The following is a 15519-nucleotide window of genomic DNA, read 5'->3' as shown; positions in this document are numbered from 1 at the left end:
GGGCAGGGACCCGCGCTCACAGGGCCCGGAGGGCCCACTCGTGCGCCGCTTCGATGAAGAGGCGCAGCGGGGTGGAGCGCCGCGAGCGGCTGCTCAGCTCCGGGCGGCCGGCGGCGGCATGGGGGGCGCGGTGCGCTGCCACGCCTCCAACTGCTGCACGCGCCCCAGCCAGGCCCGGAGGTTCGCGTAGCCTTCAAGGGGCAGGCGCGCCGGGCCCGCGAGGGCGAACGACGCGGCGAGCGAGAGGTCCGCGAGCGTCAGGCGCTCCTGCGTCACCCACGTCCTGCCCGCCAGGTGCGAGTCCAGCACGGGAGCGGTCTGCGCGAAGAGGGCCTCGCCGCGCGCGACCTCGGCGGGGTCTGGCGGCCCGCGGCCGGTGCGCTGCTTCACGAAGTTCTCCTGGACGAGCACGGTGTTCGCCGGGGCCATGTGGGCCGAGCACCAGAACAGCCAGCGGTTCACGTCGGCGCGGCCCTGCGCGTCCGTCGGGAGCAGGGTCTGCCCCGGGGTCTTCTCGGCGAGGTAGACCATGATGGCGCGCGACTCCCAGAGCACGAAGCCGCCGTCGTCCAGGACGGGGACACGCCCGTTGGGGTTGATGCCCAGGTACGACGCCTCGCGCTGCTTGCCCGTGGTGAGGTCCACCACGATGCGCTCGAGGGGAATGTCGAGGTGGGCGGCCACGAGCAGCACGCGGCGCGAGTTTCCGGACAGGGGGTGGAAGTAGAGCTTCAAGACGAACCTCTGGGATGGCACGGGTGAAGGGGGAGGACCTATCCACCCGGAGTGACAACGGTCTGTCAGGTATCCCTGGCAGGAACCGCTCCCGTCCCGAACTACAGCTCCTCGTCCTTGCAGAGGTCGTCCTGGAGCTCGCTCAGCGCCTTCCGGGCGCGCATGGGCTGGCAGGTGTTCGCCAGGAAGTACGATGAAGCGCCCACGGTCGCCGCCTTGAGCTTCGGGCCCAGCGCGGACCAGCAGCCCTCGAAGGCCACCTTCGTCGCCTGGACCGCGCGAGGGTCCTCCTTGGGAAGGCCGAGCGCCGCGATGACCGTCTCGGCGAGCGCCGCGTCCTTGCAGGCGCTGACGTCCTTGCCGCCTCCCACCGCCAACGCGAAGAGCGGCATCGCCACGTAGGCGAAGTGCCCCTGCTTCACGAGGTGCGCGGCCTGGAGCGCCGCTTCGGGCCCCAGGTCCGGCGTGAGCTCCAGGAAGGTGTCGATGCAACCGCGCCGGTCGCGTTCGAGGCATCGCTGGAGGTCCTTGCTCGCGCCCTGATCGCGGGCGGTGGCGAAGCGCGGTGCCTTGGGGAGGAAGGCATACCGCCGGCCCAGCGCGCGCGCCCGCTGTGTGGCGGCGAACGGCTCCTTGTCGCTGGGGGCGAGGGTCTCCACGTCGGCCGCCGCCGCGTCGGTGACCAGGGCCCGCCACGCGTCGGTGCGCTTGGGAGCGGGGAGGTCCTCCGCGCGCTCCAGCAGCTCCGCCCAGGCCTTCTGCGAGGCCAGGGTCTGGAGGTCCTCCAGCGTCACCGGCTCCCGGGCCACCGCGTCCGCCGCGAAGAGACAGGCGGCCACCACGAGTCGACGGATCATCGGGAGAGGTTCCTGTCCAGGACCGCGGGCCCTTCGGCCGCGCCCTTCGGGGTGGTGGTGAAGGTGAGCGTGTCTTTGCCGCGCTCCAGCCCGAGCGTCGGACCGAAGCGGCAGACCAGCGACGTGACGGTCTTCACCGAGGCGCAGTGGGCCTGGGCGCGGCTCACGAGCGGAGCACAGGCGGCCCACACGTCCAACTCCGCCATCACCTCGTCGCTGAAGCTCTTCCATTCGAAGGTGAAGGTGGAGGAAGTGCCGCAGGCCTTGTTCAACGCGGCGACGGCTTCACCCGCGCGGGCCGTGTATTTCTTCTCCAGGTGGGGCCAGGCCTTCTTCTGGAAGGCGGCGATCCGCCCCGACTCCAGTTGCTGCTGGTGCGCGGTGAGCACCTCCGCGGTGGAGGCCTTGTCCGTCGCGTCCTGGTTGAACTTGACGGGGAACGCCTGCACTCCGGGCAGGACTGCCTCATAGCGCCCGTCGCGCTGGAGGAGGATGACGTAGTCGCCTCCCCGGTGGCGGGTCACATAGTCGGCGCCGCGTGAGTGTTTCTTCAGGGTGGCGCGTAGCGCGATGCCGTCCTCTTCGGAGTCGGTGCCGCGCACGCGGATCAAGACTTCGGATGCCGTGCGCGGCTCCAACGTGACGACCTCCACGCTCTGGCCGTCGGTGCCCCGGTAGACCTTGCCCGCCACCGCTTCCAGGGAATGCGCCGTCGTCGCGAGGATCGCCGCCAGCATGAGCGCGGGAGCAAGGGTCCGGGGCATGCTCAGTTGAACGCCTTCTCGAGCGTGGCCTTGGTGTTGTCGCCGAGGTTCGCGTGGCCCCTGGAGGACATGTGGTACGTGAACACGCCCTTGTCGAGCGACATGTTGCGCAGCGTCGCGTCGTTGGAGCCGTCCTTCTTCTCCACGGGCTTCACGCCGCCGAACAGGCACGCAACGCCGGTCACCTTCTTGGCGATGACCTTCTTGTACGCGGGGCGGTTTTCACACATGGCCCCGATCTCCTGGATGACCGCCTCACAGTACGAGCTGAAGCTCGTGCCCGACCAATCGTCGGTCTTGAAGTTCTGGAAGTCGGTCTTCACCTCGAGCTTGGTGCCGCACTTGTCGTTGGTCGCCTTCAGGTCGTCCTCGATCTCTTCCTCCAACTTGGCCTTGGCTTCTTCCTGGGCGGGCTTGAGGTCTTCTTCGGCGAAGGCGGACGTCGACAGCAGGGTCACGACCGCGAACACATGCTTCAGGGACATGGAGAACTTCCTCGTGGGGTGGACGGCAATCCCGGAGTTTCCCGGTGAGCAGGTCTTGAAGCAAGCAGCAGGGACGTGCCTTCCTGCGTCAATCCAGCCTTTGAAATCACCCTGGAGCAGGACGACGACGAGGGCGTCGCGAGGAGGACCTGCACGGGCTGTGGCGCGGTCCAGTGGGTAGGGGACAGCGCCGAGTACGCCGACACCGCGGACCTCCAACGCCGCGAGCGGCTGCTCAGCTCCGGGCGGCCGGCGGCATGGGGGGCGCGGTGCGCTGCCACGCGTCCAGTTGCTGCACGCGCCCCAGCCAGGCCCGGAGGTTCGCGTAGCCTTCAAGGGGCAGGCGCGCCGGGCCCGCGAGGGCGAACGACGCGGCGAGCGAGAGGTCCGCGAGCGTCAGACGCTCCTGAGTCACCCATGTCCTGCCCGCCAGGTGCGAGTCCAGCACGGGCGCGGTCTGGGCGAAGAGGGCCTCTCCGCGCGCGACCTCGGCGGGGTCTGGCGGCCCGCGGCCGGTGCGCTGCTTCACGAAGTTCTCCAGGACGAGCACGGTGTTCGCCGGGGCCATGTGGGCCGAGCACCAGAACAGCCAGCGGTTCACGTCGGCGCGGCCCTGCGCGTCCGTCGGGAGCAGGGTCTGCCCCGGGGACTTCTCGGCGAGGTAGACCATGATGGCGCGCGACTCCCAGAGCACGAAGCCGCCGTCGTCCAGGACGGGGACGCGCCCGTTGGGGTTGATGCCCAGGTACGACGCCTCGCGCTGCTTGCCCGTGGTGAGGTCCACCACGATGCGCTCGAGGGGAATGTCGAGGTGGACGGCCACGAGCAGCACGCGGCGCGAGTTTCCGGACAGGGGGTGGAAGTAGAGCTTCAAGACGGACCTCGGGGACGGCACGGGTGGAGGGGGAGGACCTATCCACCCGGAGTGACAAGGGACTGTCAGGTATCGTCAGGGGCACGGCTTCAGGACGTAGAGGAACTCCTGCTCCGTCGGAATGGGGAGTACTGGGTCCGCGGCCAGGCTCTGCTGGTCCGAAGCTGACTCGCGGCGCGAGCGGGGCCGGCTTTCAGTTGACTCTTGCTGGGATGGATCTTGGGGGGGGGTGTAAGCGTCAGGCCGGAAACAGTTCTGACGTAGGGCGTCTGTCATTGTCTCCCGGTACTCGCTTCTGCTGCGAGGCGTGCCTGTCCTTCGCGCAGGCACATTCCCACACCCAGGAGTGCCGATGAACGCGCTGAAGAAGTCCCTTCTCGCCGTCGCCGCTGTCCTCGCCGTGGCCCCCGCGTCCGCCTTTGCGCTTCCGCTGCAGTGCTGGGATACCTGCGAGGGTGTTTGCGACGACCCCTGTTTCCTGGGGATCCGCCTCACCACCTGTGGCGCGGCGGGCTACTGCTTCCAGCCCGCGCAGCCTTCGCAGGAGAACGCTTCGGTCTCCTCCGAGCAGAGCCAGCGCTCCGACGACACCGCGCCGGTCTGCGACGCCGACCATCCGGGCACGGAGCAGGCTGAGAGCTGAGCGGTCTTGAACTTCCACGAGGCCCGGCATCGCGTCCGGGCCTCGTGGTTTCAATGCGTTGCGCGGCGGTCCCCCTCCCATGTCCGGGTTCCGCGCCAGCGCCTCGGTCACCCACCGCCGCGCCTCCTCCTCGCGTCCTGCCCGGACGGGGAGCACGGCGGTCCATCGGGTGTGGACCGGAGCGACCTGCCAGACGCGGACGGTATGCATCAGCGAGGACCCGAGCCCCTCTGGGTGCGCCGAGGTCGCCTTGCGGCCGGGCTGATTTCGCCTCATCGAATGCCCAACATGGAGCAGCCGGAAATGTGCGTCGAGCGAGCCCGGGTTTCGTCGGACGACACGAACCGCGTTCAATCCCTCTCCTGACGCCGCCCCGGATGTCCCTCCGGGGCGGCGTGCGTGGACTACGGGGAGTAGACGACGGTGAGCGTGGCGTTCGCACCGTCCTTCACGAAGAGGTAGGCCGTCGCCGCGGGATTCTGGGCGAAGCGCAGGCGCAGCTGCGTCCGGCCCCGCGTGTTGACTGCGGACGTCCCCGCCCCCGCGAAGTCCGTGGAGCGGATGGTGCCCGAGGTGAACTTCGCGACGCCCGCCACGGCGCTCGCGGTCGCGGAGGCGCCCCAGTCGCCCGTCTCCGTCGCGGCCGCGTTGAAGGTGCCCGTGGCCACGTCGATGACGAGCGTGTTGCCCGCGGGGCTGGCCCAGGGGTCTCCGGAGCCAGACGTGTAGGAGAGGGTCAGGAACGCCTGGGTGATGCTGGCGGTGTCCGGCAGGCTGGACGTGTCGAATGACAGCAGGGAGCGGTTGTGCTTGCCGTCCACCCCTCGTCCGAGCGCCAGGCCCGTGAGCGTCCCGAGCTCCGCCGCGCTCCCGTCGGCGTTCGCCTTCACGTAGCCATCCTCCGCCGCGATGCTGGTGAAGCTGACCGTCGTCGGCGTCGTCCCGCTGTTGCTCACTGTGACGGACGTGTCCGCGTCCAGCGCGGAGTTCCCCGCCGCATCGAACGCCCGGGCCCCCAGCACATGCGAGCCGTTGGCGACCGTCGTGGTGTTCCAGCTGAACGCATGGGGCGCCGTGCCGGCCGTGCCCACGAGGTTCCCATCCACGTAGAAGTCCACCCGCGCGACGCCGACATTGTCGGAAGCGCTCGCGGTCACCGTCACGGTGCCACTCACCGTGGCGCCGGAGACGGGCGCCGTCACGTTCACCGTGGGCGCAGTGGTGTCATCCGGCGGAGTGCTGGCTTCCGTGAGCCCGAAGAAGAGCGCCTGGTAATAGACACCACAGAGGTTCACGTCGGACTGGTACGCGCCCGTCGCGCCACAGGCGGTGCTGCTCCCAGGAAAGCTGTACTGCGGATCCACCGGGACGGCGTGACCCATGCCGGTGAGCTCATAGGTCTCCACCAGCGCCGTGCCCGCGCTGTCCCGGTACACCTTGTGAGGGAAGCCCCCCACGGTGTCCGTCGTGTCCGGCGTCTGGTCGATGCCGTGCACCTGGGTCCACTGCTTCATGGACTCGGTGAGGTTGGCGGGCCTCACCGTGAAGTCATTCGTGCCATGCCAGATGGAGACGCGCGGCCGGGGACCCGTGTAGCCCGGGTATGCGTTGCGCACGAGGTCCGCCCACGCCGCGGGCGTCTTGCTGACGCCGGGGCTCATGCAGCTGAAGCCCTCGGTCATGGAGTTGGCGCACCGGTACGGACCGCCCGAGTTGATGGCGCCCGCCGCGAAGACGTCCGGGTAGGTGGCCAACATGGCGGGAACCATGAAGCCTCCCGCGGAGAAGCCCGTGACGAACACCCGCGCCGGGTCGATGGAGTAGGCGGCCTTCATGGCGTCCACCATCTGCTTGATGGACAGCGCCTCACCCGCGCCGCGCGCGATGTCCCCCGGCTCGAACCAGTTGAAGCAGCTGGTGGGGTTGTTGCTGCTCGGCTGCTGCGCGTAGACGACGTAGAACTTGTAGACGTTCGACGCCGCGGTCCACCCACCGGGCTCCACGCCCGCGGCATTCTGCGTGCACCCGTGCAACACCACCACCAGCGGTGCATTGGCCGGCACGCCCGCGGGCACCTGCCGGAACATCTGGAGGTTGCCCGGGTTGGACCCGAAGCCCGTCACCTGCGTCAGCCCCTGCTCCACCTGCTCCACCTGGGGGACGCCGGTGTCCGGCGCTTCGGCTCCCAGCGGGCCGCAGCCGGCGGTCGCCGCGATGGCCAACGCCGCGACGCGAAACCAGGGGACGTGCGTGAACCACCCAAGACGACGAATGCCTCGACCGTGCATGGTGCCTCCCTGGCCGCCACGGGGGAGGAGGGTGGGCGGCCGAGCTCTTCTAGGGTTCGGGTGCCCCGGCCACCGGCAAGCTCTTGAGGAACGCCTCCAGCGCCGCGTTGAACGGCACCGGGCAGTCGAGCTGCACCGTGTGGCCACACCCTTCCAGTCCCACCAGCTTCGAGCCCGGGATGCGCGCGTGGCCGTATTCGAAGATGTCCCGCGGGAAGCCACCGTGCAGGAACGGGTTGGGAATCAGGCGGTCCGCTTCCCCGAAGATGATGATGCTGGGGGCGGTGATGCGATGGAGGTTGTCGCGCACGAAGTCGTCGTTGGCGAGCCCCCGCACCGAGCGCACGTTGGCATAGGCATACGCGTCGAACTCGGGCGACTTCGCCAGCCGCACGCGCTCCTCGATGAGCCACTCCAGCTCCGGCCGCCAGTTCTGGAAGTTGGCCTGCCGCACGCTGCCCCGGATGCCGTACTCGGGTGCGGACTTGATGAACTCCGTGCTCATCACCCGCGCGAACCAGTCCTTCTCCTTCTGGGAGAACTTCTCGAAGCCCGCGGGCGACACCAGCACCACCCCCGACGGCTCGTCCGGGTAGCGGATGGCGTACGACAGCGCCGTCTGCCCTCCCATGGAGTGGCCCACCAGGATGGGATGCTCGACGCCCAGGCTCCGCGTCAGCTCACGCACCGCGTCCGCCATGGCCTCCATGGTGTACGGAAAGGAGCCGGGCTTGTCGGACTTGCCATACCCGGGCAGGTCCACCGCGACGACGTGGTAGCCCGCACGCTGGAGCGCGTCGAGCTGCGCGCTCCAGAACTTCAGGTAGCTGCCCAGGCCATGGATGAGCACCACGGTGCGCGCGCCGGGCGCGGCGGGCAGCTCCACGTAGGCCATCTGCGGCACGCGCGCCATGCCGTAGGTGGCCGCCGTCTCCGGCAGGGCCACCCGCTTCAGCGGCCAGGGCTCCTTCGCCCCGGGCGACGCGTAGTCCAGGTCCTGGAACGCCAGCGGCGGCGCGCTGGCGTACGAGCGCACGCAGCCGGTGGAGGAACCCAGCCCCGCCACGAGCAGCAGGGCCTTGAGGGCGCGGAAGGGGCTCATGGTCAGAACGCGTACCAGGTGAAGGTGGTGAAGGCGGCGAAGGGGTTGTTCTTCACCGTCGTGGAGCCGTCATAGAAGGCGCCGCGGAACAGGTAGCCGGCGTGCAGGCCCACCGTCATGAGGTAGCGGATGGTGTAGCGCACCTCCGCGTTCACCTCGGCGCCAATGAACCGCCCCCGCCGCACGGCCGGATCCCAGCGCGGCGGGCTCGCCCCCGAGTTGGCCAGACCCGTGGCCAGCTTGAGGTTGAGCGTGTTGGGGATGATGTCCCACGCCGCGCTCGCGATGCCGGTGCGCAGGCCGTAGCCCTGGTTGGAGATGTCCGTCACCGCGCCCGTGTAGTTGTTCACGGTGCTGGTGAAGGGGAACAGCAGCAGCATCTTGTGGTTGAACCACACCGAGCCGGGCAGGCCGTACTGGTTGAGCGTGAAGGCGCCCGTGTAGCGGCCGTCATCCAGGTTGCTGTCGCCGGTGGTGAACATGCCCTCCAGCGTGACCAGGTCCGCCGGGCCGCGGCCCCACTGGTAGAGCACCTCCAGGTTCGCGGACAGGCCGGAGATGTCCACCTTCTTGTTGAACGTGGTGTCCGCGCGGTCGCTCGTGTAGCTGCCACCGTTGTACATGACGAATCCGGAAGCGGCGAGGCGCCCCGCGCGGAAGTCGATGTTGTGGTGGAAGTTCGCGCCCAGCCAGAAGACGTTGCCCGTGGGCCGCTCGATGTTGAAGCGCGGGGTGCCGACGAACGGGTAGAGGCCCGTGGACGAAGGCCCGCTCTTCACGATGCCTTCGAAGGCATACGCGTCCCCCTTCGTGTCATCGCGCAGGTACCAGGCGGACAGGCCGATGTTCGTCCCGGGCTGCACGGGGTAGGCGTAGTCCGCGGTGAGCAGGTAGACGAACTTCAGGCGCGGGTCGTCCCGCGTCGCCTTGTCCGCCTGGGCGCTGCCCAGAGGCAGGAGGCTCAGTTTGGAAAGCCCCTTGTAGTTGCTGTAGAGCGACAGGCCCGTGGCGTCGCTGCCAATGAACGCCAGCTTGTAACCCGTGCGGACGATGTCGTTGAGCGGCGAGCGCGTCGGGTCGAAGATGGAGTCGTAGACCGGCTGCGTGCCGATGAGCAGCGTGAGCCGGGCCGGGTTGCGCGTGGGATAGACGGCGACGTTGACGTTCTTCGTCTGGATGTTGACCTGGTCCGCGTTGAAGCCGCCGCCCTCGTTCTGCTGCGAGGCATTGGCGGCGCGGCCCCAGAGGTAGTCCACCTCGAACTGGGCGCGGAAGGACGCCAGCCCGTCCGCGAAGGACGGGCTGTACTCCAGCACGGGGATCCAGCGCTGCTCCACGTAGAACGCTGAACGCCCCGGCTCCACGCGGACGGAGCTGCCGGACAGCGAGCCGATGGGCCCCAGCGACACGCCCTTGAGGCCCGCGGGGTCGCCCACGCTGTTGGTCACCGACAGCCGGGTGAAGAAGTAGTTGATGAGGATGAACTCGCGAGGCTTCGCGTCCTCCTCGCGGTCCTTCTCATCCAACCAGTCGCCGTAATAGAGGCCCGGCACCGTGGGGCTCTGCCCCGCCGCCGGCAGCGCCAGTCCCAGCACGAGCGCCACGGCGCCCAGGCGCGCCGCGCCCAACCACCCTCCCGACATATTGACACCTCACCCTGATGGATTGCCGTGAGGGCGGTTCGCGCCCACCGTCCGCCGTGCGACTAGCCGCTGATGGTGTAGACCTGCACCGCGTTGCCGGTGAAGGCCTGCCCGGAGACGCTGACCGTCTTGGCGCCCACCGCGCCGTCGGCGCAGCGCCAACCCGTGGCCTTCGCCTCGAAGTAGAGCTCCATGGAGATCTTCTTCAGGTCCGACGAGATGCTCACGCGGCCTTCCTGCTTGAAGCTGCCGTAGTCCACCAGGATCTCGAAGCAGCTGCCGCCCGCGGTGATGTTGGAGAGCGTGACAGCCTTGGAGTCGAACACCAGCGCGTTCTGCGCGGCGGCGTGATCACACGTGCTGCCGGCCTGGCCGACGCCAGCGGAGTTGAGGATGGTGCCGGGGGTGCTGGTGACGTGGAAGTTGTTGCCGCCCACGCCAATGGAGACCTTCTGGAAGCACTGGCTGGCCGAACCCCAGTTGATGTCCTCGTCCAGCGACAGCGGGTGGCTGGGGATGTTGTCCCCCTCCATCACCAGCGTCTTGCCCTCCAGGAAGGCCAGGATGTTCGACTGGCTGTCCAGCTTGGGCGCGCTGTCCACGGGATCCTGCGTCGCCTCCTCCCCACAACCCGTGAGGCTCAACGCGCACAGCAGCATCGCGGACGAAAGCGTCTTCTTCATGGGGGGACTCCTCGTTCGGGCGCACGGGGGGAGATGAAGCCCGATTCATGTTTCAGCTACGGGTAGCACCCGCCTGACGGCCTTGTCAAAAGACAGACGATGGCCTGATGCGTCAGGACGCCTCATCGGCGAAGAGGCGCAGCGGGGTGGAGCGCCGCGAGCGGGTGCTCAGCTCCATCTGCTCCGTGAGCGCTTCCTTGAAGAGGAGCACCAGGGCGACCCAGAGGCTGACGTGAAGCTGGTATTCGTAGCCGGCATAGCCTTGGGCCCCGCCCGTCTTCGAAGGGAGTTCCGGCGGATTGGGGGCGCGCCTGGGCCTGGGCGAGGATGTCATGACGGTGCTGCATCTTGGTCGTTCACCTACTTGGGAGCCCCAACAGCAGCCCCGTGGCCCATCCCAGCCACGGGCGCTTCGTCATCATCCGCATGAGTCCGTCGTAGCGGTCCCACTTCATGTCCGTCATCCAGGGGGACTGGCCATCGAAGAAGAGGGCCTGGCCCCGGAAGAAGCCAGGGCGCGGACTGACGATCACGAGCGCGGTTCGTGCCCTCAATCCCCGGCTGCGGGAACAGAAGCGTTGGACCGACCCTATCCACTTGGACCTGGAGGGGGCGGGCGCCTGTCAGGTCCTTGGCGTGGGCCGAGCCGTCGGTTCTACTCGGGCAATGCCGATGCTGCTCGCATTGAATACGGGCCTGGTCGAACTGACGTCCGAGGTCGCGCTGAGGTGGTCCCGCGACACGGGCAGCCAGTTGCCGGACTTCGTCGACGAGGATGGCCTGGATCTCTTCCTGGCCACGCAGGACCGGATCTACCGGCAGGACGAGTTCGCGCAGTTCCTGTTGGACCTCGTGCGGTTCCTCCAGGTCCGCATGAGCATCAAGGTCGCGCTGAAGAACCTGGACGCCTACGAGGCGCGCCTGGGTGAGCAGAAGGTGTCGCCCGAACTGGTGCGCAAGATGCTGGGCGTGAAGGCCTTCCCGAAGACCAAGGAGGCCCAGGCGCTCCATGACGACGTCGCCCAGGTGGTCGACTCGATGCTGGACGAGGAGTGGGACTACATCGAGGAGTGCCGCGCCTCGCTGTACGAGCAGCTCGACTGGCACACCTCAAGGGGGGACAAGAGTGGCAGGGTCTCCTCCGGTCGCCTCCAGAAGGCGCTCAAGTCGGTGACCGCCGAAGACTTGAAGAAGGACCAGGGGAAGAGCCGGGCCAAGTTCCAGTACTACGAACCCGTGCGGCTCCGGCTGATGAGCCTCGGCTTCGTCGTCTCCCCGGCCGGCACCCCACTTGGCGCGGTGTTCCCCGCGAGCGACTGGGTCCGCGACCTCCCGCTGGAGTCGCAGTTCTGGGAAAAGGTGAAGGAGCGGACCGACGCGCTGGTCCAGGACTACCACCTGCTCGGCAACGATTCGAGCGCGCTCACCCGCCTGCTCAAGCCGCCGGTGGATCACCCCCTCAGCGAGGAGTTCAAGAAGAACTGGAGGACGGTCTGCACGGCCTTCGTGTCCACCGTGGGGTGTCTGTGCGTGTCGTGGACGCGGCACCAGGAAGGGGGCAAGACGGTGTACGTGCCCGTCCTCGGGCTCTCCGGCGTCGTCCAGGAAGAGCCGGATGAGAAGTACTTCGGCAAGTACTGCCGGCACCTCGCGCTCCCCACTTGGAAGACGGACCAGGAGGTCCCCAAGAAGGATCCCGACAAGTACAAGTCCCCCGAGGAGATCGAGAAGCTCCGCAAGGAGCTGAAGGAAGAGTCCAGCGACTTCCTGAAGAAGCGTTGGAAGGGGAAGAACAAGATCGTGCTCGACGAGGACCAGCAGTCCCAACTGGACACCCACGAGCGGCGTCAGGCCGAGCTGGAGTTGCTGGACTTCTACGCCCGGCGGCGCCAGGCGGAAGCCCACGAGGAGGAGGAGTTCAAGAAGGGGCTCTGGACCAACTACGACGTGATGATCGGCCGCACGAACACCGCGGCGCTCGAGTATCGCGCCCGGGACCTGCTCCAGTTGCGCAGGCCCGCGCGGCAGGCCCTGCTCAGCTACGTGTCGTTCCGGCAGAACAAGACCCACGACAAGCTGCGGATCGAAGCGCACCCGGTCTCTGGCCTCCAGGGGCGCGCGCTCGGCGTCGACCTGTGGATCTGCGGCTGGCATTCGCTCAACTGCGCCGAGCCCGCGGCGCTCATGACCGCTTCGTCCTACTTCTGTGACGGCGCCGACGTGCTGGTGTGCTTTCCCTACGAGGGGTTCCAGGACACCGGCAAGCAACGCAACCGGCCGAAGGAGACCTGTCCCTGGTGCGCCGCCGTGGAGCTGGGTTTCCGCAGCCTGAGCCGCAACACAGGCCAGGTGGACAAGAGCGTGGAGACGGGAGACTGGGTGACGGAGTTCACCCGCGCCACCCAGAACGAGCCGTCGAAGGTGTTGTCACCCAAGCAGGAGTTCGATGCCTTCGACGACTCCAATCCCATCACGGTGTCGACGCGAAAGACGCTCTCCGGAAACAACGGGCTGGCCCTGGTGAAGAACAACAACCTCGACGAACGCGCCTACAGCGAAGTCGTGGAGACCAAGATTGGCCGCATCCGCTCGATGTATCACCTGCTCGGCCTGCTCGACCCCGAGGTGATCGCGCTGGACCGTCCGCTCTTCGGGCAGCAGAAGCTCCTGGGGTCCGGCGCCTTGACGGGTTCCGGCAGGGGTCGGGGCTCACGTCAGCGACCTCTCGTGGGCCTCGACAAGGGTGGCACGAAGAACAACCTGCTGAAGGAGATGGAGCATTGGTCCAAGCAGGCTGAAAGCCGGATCCGCTCCGAGGCCGAGCTCCGGCTGCAGCGGGCGACAGCGCTCTTCGACATGTACGTGCAGCAGAACTTCGTCATCACCGACAACCCGGGCGGCGGCGACTGCCTGTACTACGCGTTCTCGGATGGGGTGAAGCGCCGCACTCCGCAATCCGTCGCGCAGCTCCCCGAGGGCGACCGGCTGGAGGAGGCGATGCTGTATCGCGAGAGCGCCGCCGCGATGACCGCGAACCTCATCCGCCGTGGCGTGGGAATCTCCCCGGTGATGTTCCGGGACATGCGGCCGTCCCAGGATGTCCTGCGCCGGCTCGACAACGCGAGCACGGCCCTGGATCGGATCCGGCTCGACGCCTGGGCGAGCGTCCGGCTGCGACGCGGGCTGCGGGTCGACTACGCCTTCCGGGACACCGATCCCCGCTACGCGGAGCATGTCGCCCTCGCGGAGACCTTCGTCATGGAAGCCGTCCGCCGGAACGTCGAGCTGAGCGAATCGCTCCGCGTGATCGCCGATGCCTATGAGTCGGGCCAGCGCCGCCGCCGGCAGTGGGCCGGGGACCTCGACTTCCGCGGCCTCGTGCTCTCCGCCCGGGTGAACCTGCGGATCCACTACGTCGATACCTCGGAGCGGGGCATCCGCGACCATCACGGTCACCGGGTCGACACGTATGACTTCAGGGAACTCTCGGCACAGTACTTCGGCTCGAACGTACCGGGAGCGGCCATCACCATCGACATCCTCCACGTCGGTGACAACCACTACGTGGCCGGGCGCCGCGCGTAGTGCCGCGTGCGGGGCGGCCGGCCCTGCGTCGCGACTCGACGCAGCCGAGTCCCCACGGAACGCGGCACCCCAGGTGTGCCCGGCGACATCAAGATGTCCTGGCTCGCGGAGCTGCCCACGGCGCTGGGACACTCGAGGAAGGCTCAGCGGACTCCGACGAAGTCGATGCCCGCCGAGGAAATCTGGTCGTTCCAGGGGCCTCCCGCGACGGAGTTGATGTCGCCCACGCTCTGGGTGGTGCTGAGGCACCTGCCCGTCCGCGAGGGGTGTTCGCAGAGGGTCGCGCGATAGGGGCCGAGGATCCTGACGGAGGACAGGATGTCATCGAAGCCCAGGTCGCCCAGGAAGCCGACGCCGGAGGTGAGATGCAGGATGTTGCCTTCGAACTGGCCGTGCTCGTAGAGGTACACCCCATCCGCGGCCGAGTAGGCCTGGATGGCATACGTGTAATCCCCCTGCGTGGCCTTGTAGCCCGTCCCATAGTCAGAGTACGCCCAGTTGCTGAGTCCCCCGGGTGCCTTCTTCACCACCACGCTCCAGAGCTGGAAGGGGAAGCGTGAGCTCACCCGACCATGCAGTTGGAGGGCGCGGTCGCTCGTGCCACCCGAGAGAGCCCCGAGCTGTGAGTTCACGAAGCTGCCCAGGAATCCGTTGCTCACCGCGCTCGTCACCGTCCGAGAGGTGAAGGCGAGGTGCGTGTAGTCATCCATGGTGTCGGATTGGACGTAGCTTCCATCCGTGTGCATCCAACCCGCCCAGCTTCCCTTCAACGCCAGGGCATGCCAGATGCGCCCCGGGGCGGCATTCTGGAGAAACGCATGGAGGCCATACCAGCGGGCCTGTGCGTCGCCGCCCAGGGTGTAGGAGATGTTCCGGAAGGCGGTGCCGAAATCGCCAGGCAGGAGGCCGGCGGAGGGGAGCAGCCGGTAGTTGAGGGCCAGGATGGCGTCAATCAGCCCCGCTCCCGGGAAGTCCATCATCACGACGCCCGCGCGCTGGACGTTGCCGCCCACCAGGTGGTCGATGGCGTAGTCATTGACGCCTCGGATGGCCATCCCATCACCTCCGGCCACCACGTTGGGGAAGGCCGCCACGGAGGAGCCACTGAGGAAGTTCACATACAGCGTGGGAGGGGCCCCCGCGTTCGTCCGCCCCAGGTGGTCCCGGACCTTGTCCCACTTGTTGTCGATGTCGAAGATCGTGGACACGGTCCAGTCATCCTGGAGGGCCAGCGAACCCCAGTTCACGCCGTAGGCTCCACCGCCGAAGTTGTCCAGGATGACAATCTTGCCACGCACCTCCCCGAGCGTGGGCACATGGGTGCCTCGCCAGACATAGGGGCTGTAGGCGGGCTGGCTGCGATACCACTCGAAGGTCTGTTGGAAGCTCCGGCTATTGCCGTCCGGGGTGTGTTCCTCCTTCACTCGCATGAGAATGGTTTCGCCGGGATGGTCGCGCAGGAACTGGGTGGTGGTTGTCAAAACGTCGTCGAAGTTGGCGTTCAGGTAGACGACGCCATGGTGGATGGCGAACCGGTCGCCAATGTGGCGACACCGGATGTCCAAGGCACGAAGACCCGCGTCCAGCTGAGCTCTCAGGCTCAGGGATTGGGTCTGGGTGAGGGCACCGCCCGTCGAGGTGAACGCCATGGAGTCATGGGTTCCCGGCAGCGACAGGGAAGCGAGGCTCGCCGAGCCGGGCATCCAGCTCAACCAGTCGGGATGACTCGTTTCGATGCCGCCGGAGTGGTTGTAGTAGCGCCCACGGGCGGCAGCGGGGGAGGTCGCGAGCAGCGCGAGGAAGAGCATCGCCGCCGCGTTGCGCAGTCGGGGGGCAGGAAACGTCCGGTGGGACATGGGG

14 protein-coding genes are annotated in these 15519 nt (G+C 67.8%); 2 read left to right on the top strand and 12 right to left on the bottom strand.

Annotation, left to right across the window (positions count from 1 at the left end; genetic code table 11):
* Positions 1–93 precede the first annotated feature (93 nt).
* The 5 genes from D7V77_RS32235 to D7V77_RS32215 all read right to left on the bottom strand — a co-directional run bounded on the left by D7V77_RS32235 (position 94) and on the right by D7V77_RS32215 (position 3715).
* A complete protein-coding gene (locus D7V77_RS32235; protein WP_120580117.1) occupies positions 94–735 on the bottom strand; it encodes a glutathione S-transferase family protein in 642 nt (213 codons plus the stop codon).
* A gap of 101 nt (positions 736–836) precedes the next feature.
* Positions 837–1592 (bottom strand): hypothetical protein, encoded by a 756-nt coding sequence (locus D7V77_RS32230; RefSeq protein ID WP_171806142.1) that lies wholly within the window; start codon positions 1590–1592, stop codon positions 837–839.
* On the bottom strand, positions 1589–2356 hold the full coding sequence (locus tag D7V77_RS32225) for a hypothetical protein (protein ID WP_199733925.1): 768 nt from the start codon (positions 2354–2356) through the stop codon (positions 1589–1591). The genes D7V77_RS32230 and D7V77_RS32225 overlap by 4 nt, the downstream gene beginning before the upstream one ends.
* A 2-nt stretch (positions 2357–2358) precedes the next feature.
* A complete protein-coding gene (locus D7V77_RS32220) occupies positions 2359–2841 on the bottom strand; it encodes a hypothetical protein (RefSeq protein WP_120580116.1) in 483 nt (160 codons plus the stop codon).
* A 235-nt stretch (positions 2842–3076) separates the two neighbouring features.
* Complete coding sequence (locus D7V77_RS32215) at positions 3077–3715, bottom strand: glutathione S-transferase family protein (RefSeq protein WP_120580115.1); 639 nt, start codon at positions 3713–3715, stop codon at positions 3077–3079.
* Positions 3716–4067: 352 nt separating this feature from the next.
* Between D7V77_RS32215 and D7V77_RS32210 the strand changes: the two genes are divergently transcribed.
* Positions 4068–4358, top strand: a complete 291-nt coding sequence (locus tag D7V77_RS32210; protein WP_120580114.1) for a hypothetical protein — start codon at positions 4068–4070, stop codon at positions 4356–4358.
* A 404-nt stretch (positions 4359–4762) separates the two neighbouring features.
* Here D7V77_RS32210 and D7V77_RS32205 read toward each other — a convergent pair whose 3' ends face one another.
* The 6 genes from D7V77_RS32205 to D7V77_RS43945 all read right to left on the bottom strand — a co-directional run bounded on the left by D7V77_RS32205 (position 4763) and on the right by D7V77_RS43945 (position 10607).
* The gene (locus D7V77_RS32205; protein WP_120580113.1) at positions 4763–6646 is read right to left on the bottom strand and encodes a PHB depolymerase family esterase; all 1884 of its coding nucleotides are present in this window, start codon (positions 6644–6646) and stop codon (positions 4763–4765) included.
* Between the two features lie 49 nt (positions 6647–6695).
* The gene (locus D7V77_RS32200) at positions 6696–7748 is read right to left on the bottom strand and encodes an alpha/beta fold hydrolase (protein ID WP_120580112.1); all 1053 of its coding nucleotides are present in this window, start codon (positions 7746–7748) and stop codon (positions 6696–6698) included.
* A gap of 2 nt (positions 7749–7750) precedes the next feature.
* Complete coding sequence (locus D7V77_RS32195; RefSeq protein WP_120580111.1) at positions 7751–9391, bottom strand: hypothetical protein; 1641 nt, start codon at positions 9389–9391, stop codon at positions 7751–7753.
* 62 nt (positions 9392–9453) lie between these two features.
* Entirely contained in the window at positions 9454–10074 is a 621-nt protein-coding gene (locus tag D7V77_RS32190) for a hypothetical protein (protein ID WP_120580110.1), read from the bottom strand.
* Between the two features lie 112 nt (positions 10075–10186).
* A complete protein-coding gene (locus tag D7V77_RS32185) occupies positions 10187–10408 on the bottom strand; it encodes a hypothetical protein (protein WP_120580109.1) in 222 nt (73 codons plus the stop codon).
* A gap of 22 nt (positions 10409–10430) precedes the next feature.
* Positions 10431–10607, bottom strand: coding sequence for a hypothetical protein (locus tag D7V77_RS43945; protein ID WP_158624534.1), 177 nt, complete (start codon positions 10605–10607; stop codon positions 10431–10433).
* A 139-nt stretch (positions 10608–10746) separates the two neighbouring features.
* Between D7V77_RS43945 and D7V77_RS32180 the strand changes: the two genes are divergently transcribed.
* Positions 10747–13659, top strand: a complete 2913-nt coding sequence (locus D7V77_RS32180) for a hypothetical protein (protein ID WP_120580108.1) — start codon at positions 10747–10749, stop codon at positions 13657–13659.
* Positions 13660–13802: 143 nt separating this feature from the next.
* Here D7V77_RS32180 and D7V77_RS32175 read toward each other — a convergent pair.
* On the bottom strand, positions 13803–15519 hold a 1717-nt coding region (locus D7V77_RS32175), incomplete at its 5' end, for a phosphatidylinositol-specific phospholipase C domain-containing protein (RefSeq protein WP_368666217.1).

Origin of the sequence: Corallococcus sp. CA041A, from assembly GCF_003612075.1 — a bacterium.
In the GTDB taxonomy this organism is placed as follows: domain Bacteria; phylum Myxococcota; class Myxococcia; order Myxococcales; family Myxococcaceae; genus Corallococcus; species Corallococcus exiguus.
Note: the sequence above shows the minus strand (reverse complement) of the source record. Positions and strands in the feature narration are given on the sequence as shown.

Coding starts and splice junctions, on each gene's coding strand:
- D7V77_RS32230 (WP_171806142.1), bottom strand. CDS start 1,592: ATGATCCGTCGACTCGTGGTGGCCGCCTGTCTCTTCGCGGCGGACGCG.
- D7V77_RS32225 (WP_199733925.1), bottom strand. CDS start 2,356: ATGCCCCGGACCCTTGCTCCCGCGCTCATGCTGGCGGCGATCCTCGCG.
- D7V77_RS32220 (WP_120580116.1), bottom strand. CDS start 2,841: ATGTCCCTGAAGCATGTGTTCGCGGTCGTGACCCTGCTGTCGACGTCC.
- D7V77_RS32210 (WP_120580114.1), top strand. CDS start 4,068: ATGAACGCGCTGAAGAAGTCCCTTCTCGCCGTCGCCGCTGTCCTCGCC.
- D7V77_RS32205 (WP_120580113.1), bottom strand. CDS start 6,646: ATGCACGGTCGAGGCATTCGTCGTCTTGGGTGGTTCACGCACGTCCCC.
- D7V77_RS32200 (WP_120580112.1), bottom strand. CDS start 7,748: ATGAGCCCCTTCCGCGCCCTCAAGGCCCTGCTGCTCGTGGCGGGGCTG.
- D7V77_RS32195 (WP_120580111.1), bottom strand. CDS start 9,391: ATGTCGGGAGGGTGGTTGGGCGCGGCGCGCCTGGGCGCCGTGGCGCTC.
- D7V77_RS32190 (WP_120580110.1), bottom strand. CDS start 10,074: ATGAAGAAGACGCTTTCGTCCGCGATGCTGCTGTGCGCGTTGAGCCTC.
- D7V77_RS32185 (WP_120580109.1), bottom strand. CDS start 10,408: ATGACATCCTCGCCCAGGCCCAGGCGCGCCCCCAATCCGCCGGAACTC.
- D7V77_RS32180 (WP_120580108.1), top strand. CDS start 10,747: ATGCTGCTCGCATTGAATACGGGCCTGGTCGAACTGACGTCCGAGGTC.